The sequence below is a fragment of the Streptomyces sp. NPDC030995 genome (genome assembly GCF_055571215.1).
Map to the genome: position 1 here is coordinate 201,306 of NZ_JBVIFS010000009.1, position 19,803 is coordinate 221,108.

18 protein-coding genes are annotated in these 19,803 nt (G+C 71.9%); 11 read left to right on the forward strand and 7 right to left on the reverse strand.

The genetic code is table 11. From position 1 onward, the window contains the following. The first annotated feature begins 226 nt into the window (after positions 1-226). From gatC to gatB, 4 genes are read left to right on the forward strand one after another with little or no spacing between them, the layout of a single operon-like run. Positions 227-523 carry an Asp-tRNA(Asn)/Glu-tRNA(Gln) amidotransferase subunit GatC gene (gene gatC, locus ACZ45T_RS16895; RefSeq protein WP_030010586.1) on the forward strand — a complete coding sequence of 99 codons (297 nt, stop codon included), beginning with the start codon at positions 227-229 and terminating at the stop codon, positions 521-523. Between the two features lie 5 nt (positions 524-528). Next, on the forward strand, positions 529-2,022 hold the full coding sequence (gene gatA, locus ACZ45T_RS16900; RefSeq protein ID WP_468441860.1) for an Asp-tRNA(Asn)/Glu-tRNA(Gln) amidotransferase subunit GatA: 1,494 nt from the start codon (positions 529-531) through the stop codon (positions 2,020-2,022). Next, positions 2,019-2,264 (forward strand): hypothetical protein, encoded by a 246-nt coding sequence (locus ACZ45T_RS16905; protein WP_468441862.1) that lies wholly within the window; start codon positions 2,019-2,021, stop codon positions 2,262-2,264. Before gatA ends, ACZ45T_RS16905 begins: the two co-directional genes overlap by 4 nt. A gap of 38 nt (positions 2,265-2,302) precedes the next feature. Continuing rightward, a complete protein-coding gene (gene gatB / locus ACZ45T_RS16910; protein ID WP_468441999.1) occupies positions 2,303-3,793 on the forward strand; it encodes an Asp-tRNA(Asn)/Glu-tRNA(Gln) amidotransferase subunit GatB in 1,491 nt (496 codons plus the stop codon). 75 nt (positions 3,794-3,868) lie between these two features. Here gatB and ACZ45T_RS16915 read toward each other — a convergent pair whose 3' ends face one another. Together ACZ45T_RS16915 and ACZ45T_RS16920 are read right to left on the reverse strand one after the other, a co-directional pair. Next, the gene (locus ACZ45T_RS16915; protein ID WP_468441864.1) at positions 3,869-5,713 is read right to left on the reverse strand and encodes a protein kinase domain-containing protein; all 1,845 of its coding nucleotides are present in this window, start codon (positions 5,711-5,713) and stop codon (positions 3,869-3,871) included. Positions 5,714-5,844: 131 nt separating this feature from the next. Then, complete coding sequence (locus ACZ45T_RS16920; RefSeq protein ID WP_468441866.1) at positions 5,845-7,413, reverse strand: protein kinase domain-containing protein; 1,569 nt, start codon at positions 7,411-7,413, stop codon at positions 5,845-5,847. A gap of 203 nt (positions 7,414-7,616) precedes the next feature. Here ACZ45T_RS16920 and ACZ45T_RS16925 point away from each other — a divergent pair, with 203 nt between their 5' ends. Continuing rightward, on the forward strand, positions 7,617-8,390 hold the full coding sequence (locus ACZ45T_RS16925) for an alpha/beta fold hydrolase (RefSeq protein WP_468441868.1): 774 nt from the start codon (positions 7,617-7,619) through the stop codon (positions 8,388-8,390). On the opposite strand, the gene ACZ45T_RS16930 is transcribed toward ACZ45T_RS16925, so the two are convergent. Further along, the gene (locus ACZ45T_RS16930; protein ID WP_468441870.1) at positions 8,368-8,997 is read right to left on the reverse strand and encodes a GNAT family N-acetyltransferase; all 630 of its coding nucleotides are present in this window, start codon (positions 8,995-8,997) and stop codon (positions 8,368-8,370) included. The two genes, ACZ45T_RS16925 and ACZ45T_RS16930, sit on opposite strands and share 23 nt — an antisense overlap. Next, positions 8,994-11,102, reverse strand: coding sequence for a penicillin acylase family protein (locus ACZ45T_RS16935; RefSeq protein WP_468441872.1), 2,109 nt, complete (start codon positions 11,100-11,102; stop codon positions 8,994-8,996). The genes ACZ45T_RS16930 and ACZ45T_RS16935 overlap by 4 nt, the downstream gene beginning before the upstream one ends. A 75-nt stretch (positions 11,103-11,177) precedes the next feature. Here ACZ45T_RS16935 and ACZ45T_RS16940 point away from each other — a divergent pair, with 75 nt between their 5' ends. After that, the gene (locus ACZ45T_RS16940; RefSeq protein WP_468441874.1) at positions 11,178-11,912 is read left to right on the forward strand and encodes a siderophore-interacting protein; all 735 of its coding nucleotides are present in this window, start codon (positions 11,178-11,180) and stop codon (positions 11,910-11,912) included. Between the two features lie 23 nt (positions 11,913-11,935). Here ACZ45T_RS16940 and ACZ45T_RS16945 read toward each other — a convergent pair whose 3' ends face one another. Next, positions 11,936-12,436 carry a DinB family protein gene (locus ACZ45T_RS16945; protein WP_468441876.1) on the reverse strand — a complete coding sequence of 167 codons (501 nt, stop codon included), beginning with the start codon at positions 12,434-12,436 and terminating at the stop codon, positions 11,936-11,938. Between the two features lie 157 nt (positions 12,437-12,593). Here ACZ45T_RS16945 and ACZ45T_RS16950 point away from each other — a divergent pair, with 157 nt between their 5' ends. After that, positions 12,594-13,025 (forward strand): PaaI family thioesterase, encoded by a 432-nt coding sequence (locus ACZ45T_RS16950; protein ID WP_468442001.1) that lies wholly within the window; start codon positions 12,594-12,596, stop codon positions 13,023-13,025. A gap of 99 nt (positions 13,026-13,124) precedes the next feature. Here the strand turns inward: ACZ45T_RS16950 and ACZ45T_RS16955 are convergent, their stop codons facing one another. Continuing rightward, entirely contained in the window at positions 13,125-13,919 is a 795-nt protein-coding gene (locus tag ACZ45T_RS16955) for a GNAT family N-acetyltransferase (RefSeq protein ID WP_468441878.1), read from the reverse strand. A 59-nt stretch (positions 13,920-13,978) separates the two neighbouring features. Here ACZ45T_RS16955 and ACZ45T_RS16960 point away from each other — a divergent pair, with 59 nt between their 5' ends. The 4 genes from ACZ45T_RS16960 to ACZ45T_RS16975 all read left to right on the forward strand — a co-directional run bounded on the left by ACZ45T_RS16960 (position 13,979) and on the right by ACZ45T_RS16975 (position 18,110). Then, positions 13,979-14,395: a cupin domain-containing protein gene (locus ACZ45T_RS16960; protein ID WP_468441880.1), complete on the forward strand. Its 417-nt coding sequence runs from the start codon at positions 13,979-13,981 to the stop codon at positions 14,393-14,395. A gap of 204 nt (positions 14,396-14,599) precedes the next feature. Then, positions 14,600-16,849 carry an MMPL family transporter gene (locus ACZ45T_RS16965; RefSeq protein ID WP_468441882.1) on the forward strand — a complete coding sequence of 750 codons (2,250 nt, stop codon included), beginning with the start codon at positions 14,600-14,602 and terminating at the stop codon, positions 16,847-16,849. Positions 16,850-16,888: 39 nt separating this feature from the next. Next, positions 16,889-17,443, forward strand: coding sequence for a GNAT family N-acetyltransferase (locus ACZ45T_RS16970; RefSeq protein WP_468441884.1), 555 nt, complete (start codon positions 16,889-16,891; stop codon positions 17,441-17,443). Between the two features lie 97 nt (positions 17,444-17,540). Then, a complete protein-coding gene (locus ACZ45T_RS16975) occupies positions 17,541-18,110 on the forward strand; it encodes a hypothetical protein (protein WP_468441886.1) in 570 nt (189 codons plus the stop codon). A 77-nt stretch (positions 18,111-18,187) separates the two neighbouring features. Here ACZ45T_RS16975 and ACZ45T_RS16980 read toward each other — a convergent pair whose 3' ends face one another. After that, complete coding sequence (locus tag ACZ45T_RS16980) at positions 18,188-19,294, reverse strand: ATP-grasp domain-containing protein (protein ID WP_468441888.1); 1,107 nt, start codon at positions 19,292-19,294, stop codon at positions 18,188-18,190. Between the last annotated feature and the right edge of the window lie 509 nt (positions 19,295-19,803).

A 19,803-nucleotide genomic window follows, 5' to 3' on the forward strand; every position in this document is an offset into this window, starting at 1 on the left:
CTCAAACGCCGGCGAGGCTGAATGTCAGCCTCGCCGGCGTTTGAGGCGCGGGGTTCGGGGCGGAGCCCCGGTGTTTGAGCCGCGCCGGCGATTGAGGCGCGGGTCCGGGCGGCGCCCGGAAGGCTCCGCGCAGCGGCCCGAGCGAAAGGGTTTCGTGGGTCGGGGGCCGGGCCCCATAGGATTGGGTCCGAAACGAAACATCCACCCACCCCCAGAGGATCGCTGCATGCCTGGCATTACGCGCGAGGAGGTCGTCCACCTCGCTCGGCTGGCGCGCCTTGAGCTGTCCAGCAACGAGCTGGATCACTTCGCCGGACAGCTCGGCGACATCATCGGCGCGGTCGCCCGCGTCTCCGAGGTCGCCGACCAAGACGTCCCGCCGACCTCCCACCCGCTGCCGCTGACGAACGTCATGCGCGCGGACGAGGTCCGTCCGTCGCTCACCCCCGAGCAGGCGCTCTCCGGTGCTCCCGCCCAGGAGCAGCAGCGTTTCAAGGTGCCGCAGATCCTGGGGGAGGACTAACAACCATGGTCGACATCATCAAGCTCACGGCTGCCCAGACCGCCGAGAAGATCGCCTCCGGCGAGCTCACGGCCGTCGAGGTCACCGAGGCCCACCTGGCCCGCATCGACGCCACCGACGAGAAGGTCCACGCCTTCCTCCACGTCGACCGCGAAGGCGCGCTGGCCCAGGCCCGCGCCGTCGACGCGAAGCACGAGCGCGGCGAGAAGCTCGGCCCGCTGGCCGGCGTCCCGCTCGCCCTCAAGGACATCTTCACCACCGTCGGGGTCCCGACGACCGTCGGTTCGAAGATCCTCGAAGGCTGGATCCCGCCCTACGACGCCACCCTGACGCGCAAGCTGAAGGAAGCCGACGTCGTCATCCTCGGCAAGACCAACATGGACGAGTTCGCCATGGGGTCCTCCACCGAGAACAGCGCCTACGGGCCCACCGGCAACCCCTGGGACCTCACCCGGATCCCCGGCGGCTCCGGCGGCGGCAGCGCGGCGGCCCTCGCGGCCTTCCAGGCGCCCCTCGCCATCGGCACGGACACCGGCGGTTCCATCCGCCAGCCCGCCGCCGTCACGGGCACGGTCGGCGTGAAGCCCACGTACGGCGGTGTCTCCCGCTACGGCATGGTGGCCTTCTCCTCCTCCCTCGACCAGGGCGGCCCCTGCGCCCGTACGGTCCTGGACGCGGCCCTGCTGCACGAGGTCATCGCCGGCCACGACCCGCTCGACTCCACCTCCATCGACGCCCCGGTCCCGCCGGTCGTCGAGGCGGCCCGCAACGGCTCGGTCGCCGGCATGCGCGTCGGTGTGGTCAAGCAGTTCGCCGGCGAGGGCTACCAGGCCGGCGTCGTCCAGCGCTTCAACGAGTCGGTGGAGCTCCTCAAGGAGCTCGGCGCCGAGATCGTCGAGCTGGACTGCCCGTCCTTCGACCTCGCGATGGCCGCGTACTACCTGATCGCGCCGTCCGAGTGCTCCTCGAACCTGGCCCGCTTCGACGCCATGCGCTACGGCCTGCGCGTCGGCGACGACGGCACCAAGTCCGCCGAGGACGTCACCGCGCTGACCCGCGAAGCCGGCTTCGGCGACGAGGTCAAGCGCCGCATCATCCTCGGCACGTACGCGCTCAGCTCCGGCTACTACGACGCGTACTACGGCTCCGCCCAGAAGGTCCGCACGCTCATCACGAAGGACTTCGAGAAGTCCTTCGAGCAGGTCGACGTGATCGTCTCCCCGACGACCCCGACCACCGCCTTCGCCATCGGTGAGCGCACCGACGACCCGCTGGCGATGTACCTCGCGGACCTGTGCACCATCCCGACCAACCTGGCCGGCAACTCCGCCATGTCGCTGCCCTGCGGCCTGGCGCCGGAGGACGGCCTCCCGGTCGGGCTGCAGATCATCGCCCCGGCGATGAAGGACGACCGGCTCTACAAGGTCGGCGCGGCCGTCGAGGCCGCCTTCGTCGCGCGCTGGGGTCACCCGCTGCTTGAGGAGGCACCGTCGCTGTGAGCACCAGTGCACTGTCCAAGGCCAAGGGCTTCAAGAAGTCCAAGACCGGCACCTACCTGTCGATCGGCACCACCGCTTTCGGCGCCATCAGCGTGATCAAGCAGGTCAAGAAGGCCCGCAGCGAGCAGGACATGCTCAAGCTGGTCGACGCCGCCGTGTCCGCCGCCGCCATCGTCACCGGCCTCGCGATCCTGTACCGCGAGCTGAAGCGCCTGGGCGACGACGACGTCCTGCTGGGCTGAGAGGGAAAAGTTTCACCGTGAGCACCTACACCGAACTGATGTCGTACGAGGACGCTCTCGCCTCGTTCGACCCCGTCATGGGCCTTGAGGTCCATGTCGAGCTCGGCACCAAGACCAAGATGTTCTGCGGCTGTTCCACCGAGCTGGGCGCCGAGCCCAACTCGCAGACCTGCCCCACCTGCCTCGGTCTGCCCGGCTCCCTGCCCGTCGTCAACGCGATCGGCGTCGAGTCGGCCATCAAGATCGGTCTCGCACTGAACTGCGAGATCGCCGAGTGGTGCCGCTTCGCCCGGAAGAACTACTTCTATCCGGACATGCCGAAGAACTTCCAGACCTCCCAGTACGACGAGCCGATCGCCTTCAACGGCTTCCTCGACGTACAGCTGGAGGACGGCGAGATCTTCCGCGTGGAGATCGAGCGCGCCCACATGGAGGAGGACACCGGCAAGTCGCTGCACGTCGGCGGCGCCACCGGCCGTATCCACGGCGCGTCCCACTCCCTGCTGGACTACAACCGCGCCGGCATCCCGCTCATCGAGATCGTCACCAAGCCCATCGAGGGCGCGGGCGAGCGGGCCCCCGAGGTCGCCAAGGCGTACGTCGCCGAGCTGCGCGAGGTCATCAAGGCGCTCGGCGTCTCCGAGGCCCGCATGGACAAGGGCCAGATGCGCTGCGACGTGAACCTGTCGCTGCGCCCCAGCCCCGAGGCGCCCTTCGGCACCCGCAGCGAGACGAAGAACGTCAACTCGCTGCGCTCCGTCGAGCGCGCGGCCCGCTTCGAGATCCAGCGCCACGCCGCGGTGCTCACCTCGGGCGGCTCGATCGTGCAGGAGACCCGGCACTTCCACGAGGAGGACGGCTCCACCACGGCCGGCCGCATCAAGGACAACGCCGAGGACTACCGGTACTTCCCCGAGCCCGACCTGGTCCCCGTGGCCCCGGCCCGCGACTGGGTCGAGGAGCTGCGCGCCGGTCTGCCCGAGATGCCGCGCGTGCGCCGCAACCGGCTCCGCGAGGAGTGGGGCGTCACCGAGCACGACATGCAGTCGATCCTCAACGCGGGCGCGGTGGACTCCATCGTCGCCACGATCGAGGCGGGTGCCGACTCGGCTGCCGCGCGCAAGTGGTGGATGGGCCAGCTGGCCCGCAGCGCCAACGAGCAGGGCGTCTCCGTCGACGAGCTGCCGATCACCCCGGCCGACGTCGCCCGCGTGGCGGCCCTGGTCGCGGACGGCTCGCTCAACGACAAGCTGGCCCGCCAGGTCATCGACGGCGTCCTCGCCGGCGAGGGCACGCCGGACGAGGTCGTCGAGAAGCGCGGCCTGAAGGTCGTCTCGGACGAGGGCGCGCTCGGCGCGGCCGTGGACGAGGCCATCGCGGGCAACGCCGCCATCGCGGACAAGATCCGCGGCGGCAAGGTCGCGGCGGTCGGCGCCCTGGTCGGCGCGGTCATGAAGACCACCCGCGGCCAGGCCGACGCGGCGCGCGTCAAGGAGCTCATCCTGGAGCGCCTGGGCGTCTCCGAGTAACAGCCCCGCATACGCCATGACGGCCCCGCACCGCCTTCCTTGATCGAAAGAGGCCGGTGCGGGGCCGTCGGGCGTTCAGCGGGTGAGTTGCGGGGCGGCGATGACCACCTTGCCCGTGTCGCAGCCCGCGTCCACCTTGAGGCGCAGACGCAGGGCGCCGTTCACGTCCACCCTCTTGGTGATCGGCTTGCCGAGCGCGACGAGCTCGGAGAAGGCGGCCGGCTGGCCGTCGAGAGAGACACTGACCCGGCCCTTCTCGCGGCTGGAGCCGTCGTCGATCCCGGCGGTGAACTCCAGGTACTTCCACTCCCGGTTGAGATCGAACTCCGCGATCGCGTCGCCGTTGCAACCCAGGTCGGCGATGAACGCCGCGCCGTACTGCTGGGTGTTGATCTTCGCCGCTCCGACCGTGAACTCGCCCAGCCCGTTCACGGGGCTCATGACGGTCAGGTCGGCGGCCTTGATGTTCGGCGCGAAGCCCGACGGCGACGTGGACCCCGTCGTACCGGGCTCGGTGGTCGGGCCGTCACTGCTCTCGCTGCCGTCGCTGTCCGACGGGGAGGGGGACGGGGACTGAGACTCCGTCGGGTCGGCGGAGGAGCTGGAGCCGGCGGACTGCTTGCCGTCCCCGGCCCGGTCCGACCCCTTGTCCTTGTCGCCGAGCAGCCTTGCGCCGAGCACCGCGAGCACGGAGATGACCACCACGGCGCCGATGCTGCCCAGGATCAGCCCGGTCCGCCGCTTCTTGCGGCGGGGCGGCTCCGGGGCCGGGGCCGGAGCCGGGCTGTACGTCGGCCCGTACCCGGTGGGCACCGTTGCGGGCAGGGGCTCCGGCACGGTCTCCGGTACGGGCAGGGGCGCGGGCGCCGAGGCCGGCGCGGGTGCCGGCGCGGGCGTCGGGGAGACCGGGGCGTACGCGGGCGGCGGCGGCATGTACGGAGCCGCCGCGGGCTTCGCCGGAGCCGCCGCGGGCTGTTCCGGGGCCGGGGCCGCGTCCCGCACCGCCCGCTGAGAGGTGGAGGAGGTGGTCGTGGACACCACCGCGTGCCGGACGTCCTTCATCCACCCGGTCAGGCTCACCGGCCGCTCGGCCGGGTCGCCCGCGTAGATGGAGGTGATCCGGGCCCGCTGCCCGGCGTCCAGCACGGCGAGCTGCGGGAGCGCGGCCATCGCCCGGGCCAGCTGGTCGGGCGAGTTGGGCGGGGACTCGCCGCTCAGCATGAAGTAGGCGATCGCGCCGAAGGCGTACCGGTCCGTGCCCGGGGTGCGCTTCCCGTCGAAGACCTCGGGGGCCGCGTAGCCGGGGGTGAACCAGACCTCCGCCGTCTGGTGGTCGGCGGTCAGCTTGCTGAGGCCGAAGTCCACCAGGGTGGCCTGCCCGTGCGCGTCGACCATCACGTTGCCCGGGGAGAGGTCGCCGTGGATGACCTGGCGCCCGGACGGGGTCGCTTTCCCCGAGTGCAGCCAGTCCAGTACCTCGGCCAGCTGCTCCAGCGTGCGCATCACCTCGCGCCGCTCGGCGGCGGTGGCGAGGGTCCGTTCGGCCCGCCAGTCGCGCAGGTCGAGGCCGTCGACGTGGTTCATGACGAGCACGAGCGCCCGCCCCGTCAGGGTCGAGGACTCCCCGGGCCGGTGGATCGGCGGCCCCTCGAAGTGCTCCCGTACGCCCACGACGCCGGGCCGGTGGACGAACCGCAGCAGCTCGGCCTGCTCGTTCCACTTCTGGCTGATCCGGTCGAAGATGTCCGGCGTGATGGTCGTCTTGGAGTCGAGCACCTTGACGACCACGGGCTCGGATCCGCCGGCGAGCTCGATCTCCGCCAGATAGAGCACGGCCTCCCCGCCGCGCCCGATCGACCGGAGCAGGCGATACCGGTCGGCCGCCGAATCCGGTCCGATGTGCAGGTTCTGGCTGGTCAATTTCCCCCCAGCGCCAATGGTGTGAGTGGGGATCAGCTTCCAGCCGCCGGGCGTGCGGGGTCAATGGGAATCGGAATCCCTTTAGGGTGACGATATGAGCGGCAGCCGCACGGCCCCTCGTCCCGCCGCGGTCACTTCTTCAGGGTGGGGGCGGCCAGGACGAGCCGCCCCATCCCGCACGTGCGACGGGGGTCCTCGTAGGAGATCTCCAGGCGCTTGCCGTTCGTGACGTCGAGCGACAGGGCCTTCGGCGATCCGACCCGGAGTTCGCCGGTCCACACGGACGCGCCGTCCACCTGCACGTTGATCCGCGCCGCCGCCCGCTGTGAGGAGTCGTCGACACCGGCGACCATCGTCAGGGTCTTCCAGCCGCCGCCCAGGTCGTACGCCGCCGAGCCGTCGCAGATCTCGTAGGGGCCGGCGGGCACGAGGGCCGTGTCGTAGCGCTGGGCGTTCAGCGTCCCGTTGCCCACGTCGAACCACGCGAACTCGCTCTTGGCGGCCGGGGCCAGGGTGGTCAGCGAGACCCCGCCGGGGCCGGGTGAGCCGGAGCCCGAAGCCGAGGGCTGCGCCGCCGGCCGGTCGCCGCCCGCCCGGTTCGAGCCGTCCCCGTCCTTGTCGTTGTCGCCGCCCTTGTCGCCGAGCAGCTGTACGCCGGCCACCGCGAGCGCCGCCAGGACCAGCACGCCCGCCACCGCGCTCAGCACCGGGCCGGTCCGGCGCTTCCGCGGGGGCGGCGCGGCCGGGGGCGGCGCGGCCGGGGGCGGCGCGGCCGGGGGCGGCGCGGCCGGGGGCGGCGGGGCCGCCGGCAGCGGCGGGGTGTCCTGGATGTCCCGCTGTACGGACGTCACCGCCTCGCGGACGTCCCGTACCCAGGCGGCCAGGCTGAGCGGCCGCTGCCCCGGGTCGGCCGAGCAGAGCGCGGCGATCCGTGCCCGACGCTCGGCGTCCAGGGTCGCCATCTGGGGCAGAGCGGCCATCGCGTCGGCCAGCAGCCCGGGGGTGGCGGGCGGTGACTGCCCGCTCAGGAGGAAGTAGGCGATCGCGCCGAAGGCGTACCGGTCCGTGCCCGGCGTTCGTCTGCCGTCGAAGACCTCGGGGGCCGCGTAGCCGGGGGTGAACCAGATCTCGGCCGTCTGGTGGTCGGCGGTCAGTTTGCTGAGGCCGAAGTCCACCAGGGTGGCCTGCCCGTGCGCGTCGACCATCACGTTGCCCGGGGAGAGGTCGCCGTGGATGACCTGGCGCCCGGACGGGGTCGCCTTCCCCGAGTGGAGCCAGTCCAGTACGTCCGCGAGCTGTTCCAGGGTCCGCATGATCTCGCGCCGCTCGGCGGGCAGCGAGAGGTCCCGCTCGGCCCGCCAGTCGCGCAGGTCGAGCCCGTCGACGTGGTTCATGACGAGCACCAGGGCGCGCCCGGCCAGGTCCGAGGCCTCGCCGGCCCGGTGGACGGGCGGTCCCTCGAAGTGCTCCCGCACACCCACGACTCCGGGCCGGTGGACGAACCGCAGCAGTTCCGCCTGCTCGTTCCACCGCGCGCTGATCCGGTCGAACTCCTCGGACGTGAGCGTCGTCTTGGAGTCGAGCACCTTGACGACGACGGGCTCGGATCCGCCGGCGAGCTCGATCTCCGCGAGGTGGATCACTGCCTCCCCGCCGCGCCCGATGGACCGCAGCAACCGGTAGCGGGTCGGGCGCCGCATCAGGTCCGATGTGCAGGCTCTGGCCGGTCAACCTGCCCTCCAAATCGATCATTTGATTGGAGATCAGCTTCGTCGGCGGGGGTGCGCGGGGTCAAGGGGAAACCTGCCGAGCGCCCGCCCGGGCCAGATTTCTGTAGCGATCGCTAGTTTAATTGAGTACGGTTCTTTCTGTAGCGACCATTACGCACTGCAAGGGGAACCTCATGGCTGCCGCCTACGCCCGCACCGTCCGCACCGAGAGCGGCGGGCCCGGCCTGCTGCTGGCCCACGGGGCCGGGGGATCGGTCGAGGGCAACTTCGGCCCCGTCCTGGACGCGCTGGCCGCCCACCACAGCGTCGTCGCCGTCGACTACCCCGGCGCCGGGGACACGCCGAAGGCCGCCGGGCCGCTGGAACTGGACGAACTGGCGGACCAGTTGGTGGCCGCCGCCGACGCCGAGGGGCTGGAACGGTTCGCCGTGCTCGGGTACTCCCTCGGCGGGAACGTCGCCGTGCGCGTCGCCGCCCGGCACCCCGAGCGGGTCACCGCGCTGGTGCTCACCGCCACCTTCGCGCGGGCCGGCCACCGGTTCGGGCTCGTCTCCGAGCTCTGGGCCGAGCTGGGCCGGCGCGGCGAGAACGAGCTGCTCGCGCGGCTCCTCGTACCGCTCGTGCTGAGCGGGGAGCAGCTGGAGGCGCTCAACGACGAGCAGTTGGAGGCGGTGGTGCAGGGCACCGCGGCCACCGTGACGCCCGGGGGAGGGGACCAGGCGGCTCTGATCAAGGGGGCGGACCTGCGGGCCGACCTCGCGCGGGTCGGCGTACCCGCCCTCGTCATCGCGACCACCGAGGACCGGCTGGTCCCGCTCGCCCTTCAGCGGGAGCTGGCGGCCGCCCTGCCGGGCGCACGGCTCGTGGAACTGCCCACCGGGCACCTCCCCTTCGCCGAGCGGCCGGCCGAATGGGCGGCCCTGGTCAACGAGTTCCTGCCGCGGTGAAGAAGGCGAGGCGGGCCTTCTTGGCCGGGATGTAGACCTCGGGCAGGTCCACCTCCGGGAGTTCGATCTCCGGGCCGAACACGAAACCGACGCGCTCCATGAGGGCGATGGCCTTGTGGTTGCGGGCATCCGGCTCGACGACCGCGCGGCGGGCGGTGGGGTCGGAGAACACGAACGAGATGAAGGCCGACATCAGCCGCTCGGTGAAACCGTGCGCCCGCGGGCCCTCGGCGGGGCCGACCAGCAGGTGCACGCCGACGTCCCCGGGCTGGACCTCGTAGCACTCGCTGACCCGGTCCTCGGCACAGTCGTACGTCTGGAACAGCGCGACCTGCTCGCCGTCGCGGCTGATCATGAACGCGTGGTGGGTGGTGCGGCGGTCGACGTCCTCGTAGATCTCCTGCACCAGTTCGCGGCTGGCCTCGCCCATGCCCCAGAAGCGGGCCCGCTCCTGCGTGACCCAGCTGTGGATCAGGGCGGAGTCGGCGGCCGGGTCCACGGGGGTGACGCAGACCGTGCCGAAGCCCTCGACGTGGTGGCTGTGCACGGGCTGTCTGGCGGAGGCGGAGGCGGAGGCGGATTCGGCGGCGGAGGCGCTGGCGGTCATATCGATTCCTTGGTGAGCCGGGTCCAGTCGGTGACGACGGGGACGAGTTCGCACCGCGCCCACAGGGGCAGCTGGTCGCGGTGGTGGGGGGATCCGGTGACGCCGTCCGCGCCCAGCGGGACCGCCCAGAGGCTGTCCTCGCGGCGCGCGAGGTCCCAGACGTAACGGGCCGCCGACGCGCGGGCGGTGAGGTCGGTGAAGCCGGGGACGGAGGAGGTGGCGTTCACGCAGTCGTGGTCACCGCCGAGGCCGGGCCAGTCCGCGGCCCCTTCCCCGGGGTCCGGGAGCGCCTGCCAGGGGGTGAGCCGGTGGACCTGCGACCACGGGGTGTCGGGGGCGCCCGCCGCGGCCGTCTCCTCCAGTGCGGCGCGGACGTGCGCGGCGCGGTCGAGGTCCGGCAGGAGCGGGGTGGCGAGCAGGCCTTCGAGGGCGTAGCCGATGCGGGGGACCAGGTACAGCCAGGGGTGGAACACCTCCGGGCCGGTGGGCGCCCCCCACAGGCCGGCGAAGACGGGGTCGGCGGCGAAGCGGCGTACGGTCGCGGTCCGCAGGGCCGAGAAGAGGGTGGCCTCGGCGCTGTCGGCCGCCATGTGCCGGTCCCAGGCCAGCAGTCGGGCGCGCAGCGCCCGCGCCGCGGCGGACAGGCCGTCGAAGGCCGGCAGCAGGGCGAGCAGGGGCGCGGCCGAGGCCAGGTGGGTGTCCCCGTGTACGCCGGCCATCGCCTTCGGGGACCAGTCCGCGGAGCCGCTGAGCAGCTCGCGGATGCGGTTGGCGCGGTGCGGCGGCGCGAACTCCACGCCGAGCGGGGAGGCGATCCCCCGCGCGTTCGCCATGACGGCGAAGCCCTGCACGGGCTCGGCGGGAGTCGGGGCCCAGCCCTGCCAGGCGTGCTGCGGGTCCCAGGCGGGCACGGGGCGCAGCCGGTTGGTGCGGTGGCGCAGCGGCACGGCGCCGGCGACGCGGTGCAGCAGGCCGCCCGCGGAGTCTGCGGCGTGGACGACGTTGACCGGCTCGGCCCAGCCGTCGAGGGCGCGGTCGATGTCGGCGACGGTGCGGGCGCGCAGGAGGGCGGGGAGGGCGGCGAAGCCGAGGTCCTCGCGGACGCGGGGCGGGTAGCGGAGGGACAGGGCCTCGGTGGTCGCGCCGGTGTCGACGCCGCCGCCCTCCTGGACGATCACCGGGCCCCGGGCGGTCTCCAGGACTTCCACCTCGACCTCGTCGCCGCCGGCCACGGAGATGGTCTCGGTGTGGCGGTGCACCGGCTCCCACCGGCCGTCCGGGCCCAGGGCCTCCACGGCGGATCCGGACCCGCGCAACTGCTCGACGTACAGGTCCTGGTAGTCGGCCATCGCGTTCGTGATCGCCCAGGCGGCGGCGCCGGTGTGCCCGAAGTGGGCGAGGCCGGGGACGCCGGGGACGGCCAGGCCGAGGACGTCGTAGTCCGGGCAGGAGAGACGTATCTGCTGGTAGACGCCCGGGTCCTCGATGAACCGGTGCGGGTCGCCCGCGATGATCGCCGAACCGGTGGTGGTGCGGTCGCCCGGCACCAGCCAGCCGTTGCTGCCGGCGGTGCCGGGGCCGTCGGTGGCGAAGAGGGTGACCGCGTCGTCGCCGAGGGCGCGGGCCACGCGCTCGCGCCACAGCTTGGTGGCGAAGCCCGCGAACAGGATGTGCGTGGAGATCCAGACGGCGAGCGGAACCCACGGCTCCCAGGGGGCGGGAGTGAGGCCGGTGCGCGCGAAGCGCTCGTCGCGGGCGGCGCCGATGGTGAGCCCGTCGTTGACGCCGTCCACGTACGCGCGGACCCAGGCGGCGGTGTCCGGGTCGAGGGCCTCGTAGCAGCGGCGGGCGGTGTCGGCGAGCCGGCACTGGCGGGCGAAGCGGTCCCAGGCGACGGAGTCGGCGCCGAGGAAGGAGGCGCTGGAGCCCTCGGCGCGGTGCCGTTCGACCTCCAGCTGCCAGGCGCGGTCGAAGGCGGTGACGCGGCCCTGGGCGTAGGCGAGCCGGAGTTCGTCGAAGGCGCGGACGTGGGGGATCCCCCAGGGATCGCGGTAGACCTCGTACGCGTCGCTCTCGCTGTTGCTCACACGGGTCCCGCTGCTCACGATGCTCACACTCTTCCCCGAGACGCATTAGGTTAGGCTGACCTAACTATAGAGGTGTCAGGGGAGGGGTTGGTCATGGCCGGCGGCAAGGGTTGGGAGGGCGTGGTCCTCAAGCTCATGAGGGGCAAGGACTTCACGTTCACGGTGACGGGGGCAGAAGACGTCACGGCAGACTACCGCCGGGTGTACTTCACGGACGGCGGGCTGCTGGCCGCCGCCGGGGAGTCGCTGCACCCGACGATGTGGGTGCGGGTCTGGTTCGAGGGCGCGGGCCGGCCGCACCAGCGGGCGTACACGCTGGTGGACCCGGATCCGGCCGCGGGGACGTTCTGCTTCGAGTTCGCCCTGCACGACGGGGTCGCCAGCGACTGGGCGCGCGGCGCGAAGCCGGGCGACACGATCGAGGCCACCGTCCAGGGCACCGGCTTCACCGCGCCGACGCCGTCCCCGGAGCGCCTGCTGGTCATCGGCGACCCGGCGTCCCTGCCGGCGATCAACTCGCTGCTGGACGCGCACCCGCGGACTGCGGCGATCATCTGGTTCGAGACGCAGCACGCCTCGGACGCGGAGCTGCCGGTACGGGTGGACGCGGGCCGGCACGAGGTCCGCCGGGTGCTGCGGGGCGGCACCGCCCTGGCCGACCGGGTGAAGGCCGAGCTGCCGGAGCTGGTCGGGGACCCGGAGGCGGCGTACGTCTGGCTGGCCTGCGACACGGCGACGACGCGCGCCCTGACGGCGTACCTGCGCAAGGACCTCGCGCTGCCGAAGCACCGGGTGAACGCGCTGGGCTACTGGCGGGCGGAGGCGTAGGCAGGGGCCGGGCACGACGTCTTCTAGGCGCCGGTGGTGCCGTCGATCGCCTCGCGGAGGAAGTCGGCGTGGCCGTTGTGGCGGGCGTACTCGTGGATGAGGTGGAGCATCACCAGGCGCAGTGAGGCCTCCTCCTTCCAGCTCGGCACGTAGGCCGTCACGTCCAGGGACTCCGCGGCGGCCTCGATGCGGCGGGCGTGCGCGACCTCGTCCTGCCAGGCGGTGAACGCCTCGGCGCGGCTGGAGCCGGCGGCGTCGTAGGCCGCCTGGAAGTCGTGGGTGTCCGACCACAGGTGCGGAAGGTCCTCGCCGTCCATGACGCGCCGGAACCAGTGCCGCTCGACCTCGGCCATGTGCCGGACCAGCCCCAGCAGGGACAGGGTGGACGGGGGCATCGAGGCGAGGCGCAGCTGCTCGTCGGAGAGGCCTTCGCACTTCCAGGCGAGGGTGGCCCGGTGGTAGTCGAGGAAGGCCCGGAGGGTCTCGCGCTCCTGGCCGGTGAGGGGCGGGCTGATGCGTTCCATGGGGCGATCCTGCCCGTTGATCACAGGCGGGGGAACCTTGCAAGTTCCATGTCATGCACCACAATTACCGTTTGGTAGCAGACGTCGAGGCCGCCGACGTGCCCCCGTCCATCCGCACACGCGAGGAGACGCCGTGTCGCCCGAAGAACTCAGCGCCATGTCCGGCCTCGAACTGATGCGCTGGGTGCAGTCCGAGGAGCCCGCCGACTTCCCTTCCGTCCGCCGACTGCTCGGCATCTGCTTCGACGAGGTGGAACACGGCCGCAGCGTCGTCTCGCTGGACACCCGGCCGGACTTCGCGAACACCCTGGGCACCGTCCACGGCGGCATCGCGGCGACCCTGCTCGACACCGCGATGGGCTGCGCCGTGCACACCACCCTCCCCGCCGGGGTCGGCTACACCACCCTGGAGCTCAAGGTGAACTACATCCGGGCCGTCCGCACCGACGGGCGGACCCTCAGCGCCGAGGGCACCGTCATCCACTCCGGCCGTCGCACCGCGACGGCCGAGGGCAAGGTCCTGGACGAGCGGGGGAAGCTGATCGCGCACGCCACCACCACATGCCTGATCCTCCCGGCGTCCGACTGAGGCCCACGACCGACTGAGGCCCACGACCGACTGAGGCCCACGACCGGCTGGTGCCCGCGCCCGGCTGTGCCCGCGTCCGGGCGATCCCGCGCCGGCGGCCTACGCCCCCGGCCACATGTACGGCACGGTCACGCCCAGGACCCCGAAGCCCAGCCGCTCCAGGATCGGGCGGCTGTCGTCCGACGCGTCCACCTGGAGGTACGGGATACCGCGCTCCGCCGCGAGGCGGGCGCGTTGGGCGACCAGCAGCCGGTAGATGCCCCGGCCGCGCCACTGCGGGAGCGTGCCGCCGCCCCAGAGGCCCGCGAAGGACGCGCCCGGCCGCATCTCCATCCGGGCCGCGCTCACCGGGGTGTCACCCGCCATCGCGAGCACGGCCGCGATGGTCTCCGGCTCGTCCCGCAGGGCGTTCAGCAGGTGCTCCCGGATCCGCGGCCGCTCCGTTCCGAAGGCCCCGGCGTGGACCTCCATCATCAGATCGACCCCGGCCTCGTCCGTCACCACCCGAAGCGTGATGCCCTCCGGCGGCTCCACCGGGAGCTGCGCGAGCTCGGAGGCCAGCCCCACCAGCAGTGTTTCGGGCGCCTCCGGGACGAAGCCCGCCGCCCGCAGCCGCTCACCGAGGTCCGCCGGCCGGTCGTAGTCGTACAGCTTCCACTCGAACTCGGAATCCTCGCGCCCCGCGAAGAACGCCACCTGCGCCGCGATCTCCGCATCCGCCGTCCGCTCGTCCAGGTCCGACCAGAGCACGCCCTGCCATCCGAGGCCGGTCACGCTCTGCCGTACGACCGGGCCCACCCGCTCGACGTGGGCGTGCGCGGCGTCCTCCTGCGCGCCCTCGCGCATCTCGGCGTCGTACCGGGCGCGGACCATCAGCAATTCATCAAGACTCATTGTCATATTCCCAGCTCATCAGCGTCCGAGCCGCCGTACAACTGCATTAACCTCGCCCCGTGAACGACGACTCCACCATCTACACCGGCAAGGCCACCCCCGACGCCGCCGCTGATCGCGGCTGGCTCCTCGGCCACTTCAAGGACCCCGCCGATCCCCGCCACAGCGAGGACGTGGAGATCAAATGGGGTGTCCACCCGAAGGGCGACGAACGGGAGCGGTGGGCGACGGGCGAGCGGCGCACCGCACTGCTGGTGCTCATCAGCGGACGCTTCCGGCTGGAATTCCCGGGGCGGACCGTCGTCCTCGCCGAGCAGGGCGACTACGTGCTCTGGGGACGCGGTGTCGACCACTCCTGGTACGCGGAGGAGGACGCGGTGGTCCTCACCGTCAGGTGGCCCTCGATCCCCGGCTACCGGGCGGACGAGCCCGAGGGCCAGGCGGACGCCCAGCCCGCGGTCCACGCGCCGGTGTAACCAAGATCGCACCTCCGCCCCCTGTGACGATGCACACGAAAGGGGCCAACGATCACGAATCGCTGGGATTGTGGAGGTGTAGACCAAGTGGGGCCGAAACCCCCGGGGCGATCCCCCGGCGGCCGGCCGGGCCTTCACGAGTTCACGCGTCTTTGCGACGGGCTGCCTCCCGGTAAAGATCCGAACCACCAGGGAGCACGTCCGTTGGCAGTAATCGCACGGTGGTGCATGCGCCACCGTCTCCTCGCCGTTCTGATCTGGCTGCTCGCACTCGGCGGGACCGCGGCCGCCGCAGGGACCGCCGGAGCGGCGTTCTCCAACAACTACGAGGTCCCAGGTACCGAGTCCGGCAAGGCGAACGACCTCCTGCGCGAGGGCTTCCACGGCCAGGGCGGAGACACCGACACCATCGTGTGGCGGGCCCCGGACCACCAGAGCGCGCGCACTCCCGACATCGAGCAGCGCATGACCCGGGCGCTCGACGCCGTCGCCGAGCTCCCCGGCGTCGGATCGGTCGCCGGCCCCTACGGTCCCGGCCCCGAGAGCGCCGCGCAGATCAGCCCCGACGGGCGCACCGCCTACGCCGTGGTCACCTTCGACCGGCAGGCCGACTCCGTACCCAAGGCCCAGGCCAGGGCGGTCGTCGACGCCGTGAAGAACCCGGCCACCGAGGCCGACGGACTCCAGGTCGAACTGGGCGGCCGCGCCATCCAGCTCACCGAGGCCCCCACCGCCCACCTCGCCGAGGTCATAGGCGTCGCCGTCGCGGCCCTGGTCCTCTTCCTCGCCTTCGGCTCGCTCGCCGCCAGCCTGCTGCCCATCGCGACCGCCCTGGTCAGCGTGGGCACCGCCTATTTCGGCATCACCCTGCTCGGGCACGCGATGCCGGTCGCCGACTTCGCCCCGATGCTCGGCACCCTCATCGGCCTCGGCGTCGGCATCGACTACGCGCTGTTCATCGTCACCCGGCACCGCAAGGGCCTCGCGAGGGGACTCCCGGTCGAGGAGGCGGCCGCGAACGCCGTCGCCACCACCGGCCGCGCCGTCGTCTTCGCCGGAGCCACCGTCTGCATCGCGCTCCTCGGCATGCTGGTGCTGCGGCTGAACTTCCTCAACGGCGTGGCGATAGCCGCCTCCGTGACGGTGATCCTGACGGTCGCCGCCTCGGTCACCCTGCTGCCCGCCCTCCTCTCGTACATCGGTACGCGCGCCCTCTCGCGCCGCGAGCGCCGCAAGCTCGCCGCCGAGGGTCCGCAGCCCGAGCGGACCTCCGGCTTCGCCGCCCGCTGGTCCGTCTTCGTCGAGCGGCACCCCAAGCTGCTCGGTGTCGCCGCCACCGTCGTCATGCTGGTGCTGGCCCTGCCCACGCTCTCCCTCCACCTCGGCACCTCCGACCAGGGGAACAACCCGGCCACCTCCACGACCCGGCAGGCCTATGACCTGCTGGCGGAAGGGTTCGGCCCCGGCACGAACGGCCCGCTCACCGTCGTCGCCCGCCTGGACGGCGCCGGCGACCGGCTCGCCGTCGACCAGCTGGCGCAGGCGCTCCGTGCGACGAAGGGCGTCGCCTCGACCGGCCCCGCCGTCCTCAACCGCAGCGGGGACACCGCCGTCCTGACCGTCGTACCGGACTTCGCCCCGCAGTCCCGGGCCACGAGCGACCTCGTCGACACCCTCCGCCGGGACGTCATCCCGCGCGCCGGGCACGGCAACTCCATGGAGGTCCACGTCGGCGGTGTCACCGCCGCTTACGACGACTTCGCCGAGGTCATCATCGGGAAGCTGCCGCTGTTCGTCGGCGTGGTCATCGCCCTCGGCTGCGTGCTCCTGCTGCTGGCCTTCCGGTCCATCGGCATCCCGGTGAAGGCGGCGGCCATGAACGTAGCCGCCGTGGCCTCCTCCTTCGGGGTCGTCGTCGCGATCTTCCAGTGGGGCTGGGGCAGCGAGCTGCTGGGCCTGGGCAGCGCCGGGCCCATCGAACCCTTCCTGCCCGTGATCATGGTGTCTGTCCTCTTCGGGCTGTCGATGGACTACCAGGTCTTCCTCGTCAGCCGGATGTACGAGGAATGGCTGGAGACCGGCGACAACAAGCGGGCCGTGCGGGTCGGCCTCGCCGAGACCAGCCGGGTCATCAACTCGGCGGCCGTCATCATGATCTCGGTCTTCCTCGCCTTCGTCCTCAGCGGCGACCGGATCATCGCGATGTTCGGCATCGCACTCGCCGCGGCCGTGGCCCTGGACGCCTTCGTGCTGCGCACCCTCCTCGTCCCGGCCCTGATGCACATGCTCGGCGGCGCCAACTGGTGGCTGCCCGCCTGGCTCGACCGGCGGCTGCCCCGGATCAGCATCGAGCCCCCGGAATGCCGTCCGCATGCGAAACTTCCGGCACAGCGGCCCGGCGCGGTCACCGCCACGAGCGAGGACGGCGCCGAGCCGGCCACAGCCTCCCGGTGATCCGGCGACCCCGCCGCACGAGACGCAAGGAAGACCCGCATGTTCTCGATACCGCTGACCGATGACGCCCAGCTGTTCCCGCTGGAAGCGCGTCACGCCGAGGAGTTCTTCGCGCACATCGAACGCGGACGCGATTTCATCGGCCAGTACGTCCCCTTCCCGGACCGGTCCCCCGACGTCGAGTCCGCCCGGGCCCTGCTGGCCAAGTACGCCGTGAAGGCCGGGGAGGACGGCGCGCGGTTCTTCGGCATCCGGCTCGACGGCACCCTCGTCGGAGGGGTCCTCTTCCCCGCCTTCGAGGCGGACACCGGCAACTGTGAGATCGGCTGCTGGCTGGAGCCCGCCGCCGCCGGCCGGGGCCTGGTGACCAAGGCCTGCCAGGTCCTGATCGACTACGCCTTCGGCGAGCGCGGCATGCACCGCGTCGAATGGCACGCCGCTTCCGGCAACAAGAAGAGCCTCGCCGTGGCCGAGCGACTGGGCATGACCCGCGAGGGCGTCCTGCGGCAGAACCACCTCCACCGCGGCGTCCGCCAGGACACCGAAGTCTGGTCGATCCTCGCCCACGAGTGGGCCGCCCCCACGTCTGCCTGACCCCGGTCCGGGCCGCGCCGACCGCGACGCGGCCCGGGACGTCGGCGAGCGGCGGATTCTCAGAAGACTCTCAGACAAGACGCCTACGGTGCCCCGCATGGACACCACGAAGACCCCCGCCCCGAACGCCCCCGAGGCGGAGACCACGCCGGCCGACCCGGCCAAGACCGAGACCGCCCAGCCCGCCGGGGCCCTGACCGACGTCGAGCTCACCGACGAGGAGCTGGACGGCGACGAGCTCGCCGAGGACCAGGCCGAGGCCGAGGAGCCCGGCCACGTCGGCTCGGCGGCCTCCGCGATCGTCGCGGCCGGCCTCGCAGTGGTCGCCCTCAGCGGAAGCTGGGTCGCCGGCATCGTGTCCGAGCGCGCGAGCGTCACCGGCCGTCTGGAGCTGAGCCAGGGCGCCGACGCCAACGCCCAGATCGCCGCCCAGTTCGCCGACCCGTGGCACGCCACCGCCATGGTGAACGGCGTCTTCTCCGCCCTCGCCCTGATCATCGCCACCTTCGTGCTGGCCCTCCCCGCCTTCAGCACCCCCGAGCGCACCCTCCCCACCTGGGTCCGGTCCGTCTCCTGGGCGGGCATCGGACTGGGCGCCCTCGGCGTGCTGCTCTTCGTCCTCATGTACTTCGACCTCCTCCTCGCCATCCCGAAGGCAGCGGGCTAGGTCCGAAGTCGCTCCGCCAGGCCGTTCCGTGACCGACCAGGGAACGGTCTTGGCGGAGGAAGGACCGGCTACGGCCCCTATCGGGCGCTGTTCGGCGCGTCCTCCGCAGTGATGTCCACGACCATGTCGGCGACAGCGGCCGTCAGAGATTCCTCGCACTCCTGTTTCGTCGGAGCGGCGACGAGGGCGTAGCCGCAGCGGGCCATGTAGCCGCGCGGGGGGAGCGCGACGGGCGTGCCCGCGGCGAGCAGGGTTCCCGTGTCGACGAGGTTCGGGTGTGCGTCCCGGCTCGGCAGCGAGATCCGGTTGAACACACCGTCGCGGTCTGCGTACACGATCTGATGCGCGGCCGCGTTCCGGACCGTCCTCTCCACGGTCAGCGGCTGCCCGCAGGCGACTTGGGCGGCGATCCGGGCTGCGTCCAGGCCCATGGACAGCTTCGCGAGGTGTGGCACGAAGTCGCCCGCCAGCCGGCCGTTGACCTCGACGATCACGGGCCCGTCAGCAGTGAGCTTGACCTCGGTGTGGGTCATCCCGTCGCGTATGCCGAGCGCTGCATGCCCCGCCCTGAGCGTCGCGATCAAATCGGCGTCGTCCAGCAGCGGGTCGTCCGCGTCCATGCTCTGGCCGGTCTCCTCGAAGAAGGGTTCGGGGCCGAAGCGCTTGCGGACCAGGAACAGCGGCGTGAGCACGCCGTTGACGACAGCGCTGTCCACCGCGACCTCTGGGCCCACGAGGAACTCCTCCACGAGAGCACCGCCACCGTGCCGCTGCGCGCCGTCGCGTGCGGCGGAGGAGGCCACCGCGAACCCCGCCTCCATTTCGCCCGCCGTGCGGACGAGAACCACGCCGACACTGCCTGCGAGGCCGCGCGGCTTGAGCACCACCGGGTACCCGAAGTCCGCGCCGATCGCGGCGGCTTCGAGGGCATCCGCGGCGAAGGCGAAGCGAGGCTGCCGGACTCCCGCATCGGTGAGGAGCCGTCGCGTCCGCTCCTTGTCGCGGCAGTTCTCCGCGACGCCCTGGCCCAGCGACGGGAGGTCCAGCATCTGCGCCACCTGGTTCGCGGCGGGGAGGAACATCTCCTCGAAGGTGAGGACGCCCACGATCTTCGCGGAGGAGGCGAGGCTGCGCACGGAGTCAAGCAGGAAGGACAGGTTGGTGCTCACCTGGGCGGCATTCAAGCGTGCAAGCGTGGTGTGACCGGCTATGTACGGCTTCTGCCATGTGGGCTCCTGGTCCGAGATGAGCCAGATGCTCTCACTTGCGAGCGACTTGAACAGTTGTTCCCGATATTCGCGCGGTCCACTGCCGATTATGAGCAGATGTCCGTTAATGGGCATGGAAAAGGGCCCCCCACGTTCAAATCGGACACATCTGTCGATGTCCCGAATAACTTCACCCCACCCCGGTTCGTTCGGCATTCACCGAGGATCGGGGTGCGCCACTGCGCGGCGTCCTTGCATCGGGCTGGTCGGATGCAGTGCCGAATCTCGGCCCGAATAACCCATTCCGGTTGCGATGGCCCGGCGGGTGTCGTCGGCGAAATTACCACGCCCTCCAGCCCGTTCGAGGACGGCGCTCCAGTTGCCCGTGTGACGTGACTGTGAATCAGGCAATCGCGGGCCATCGCGGCAAAGTGCGAGGTCAGCCGTGGTGTTCATCACTTGTCCTTCTGGATCTTTCCTGTAAG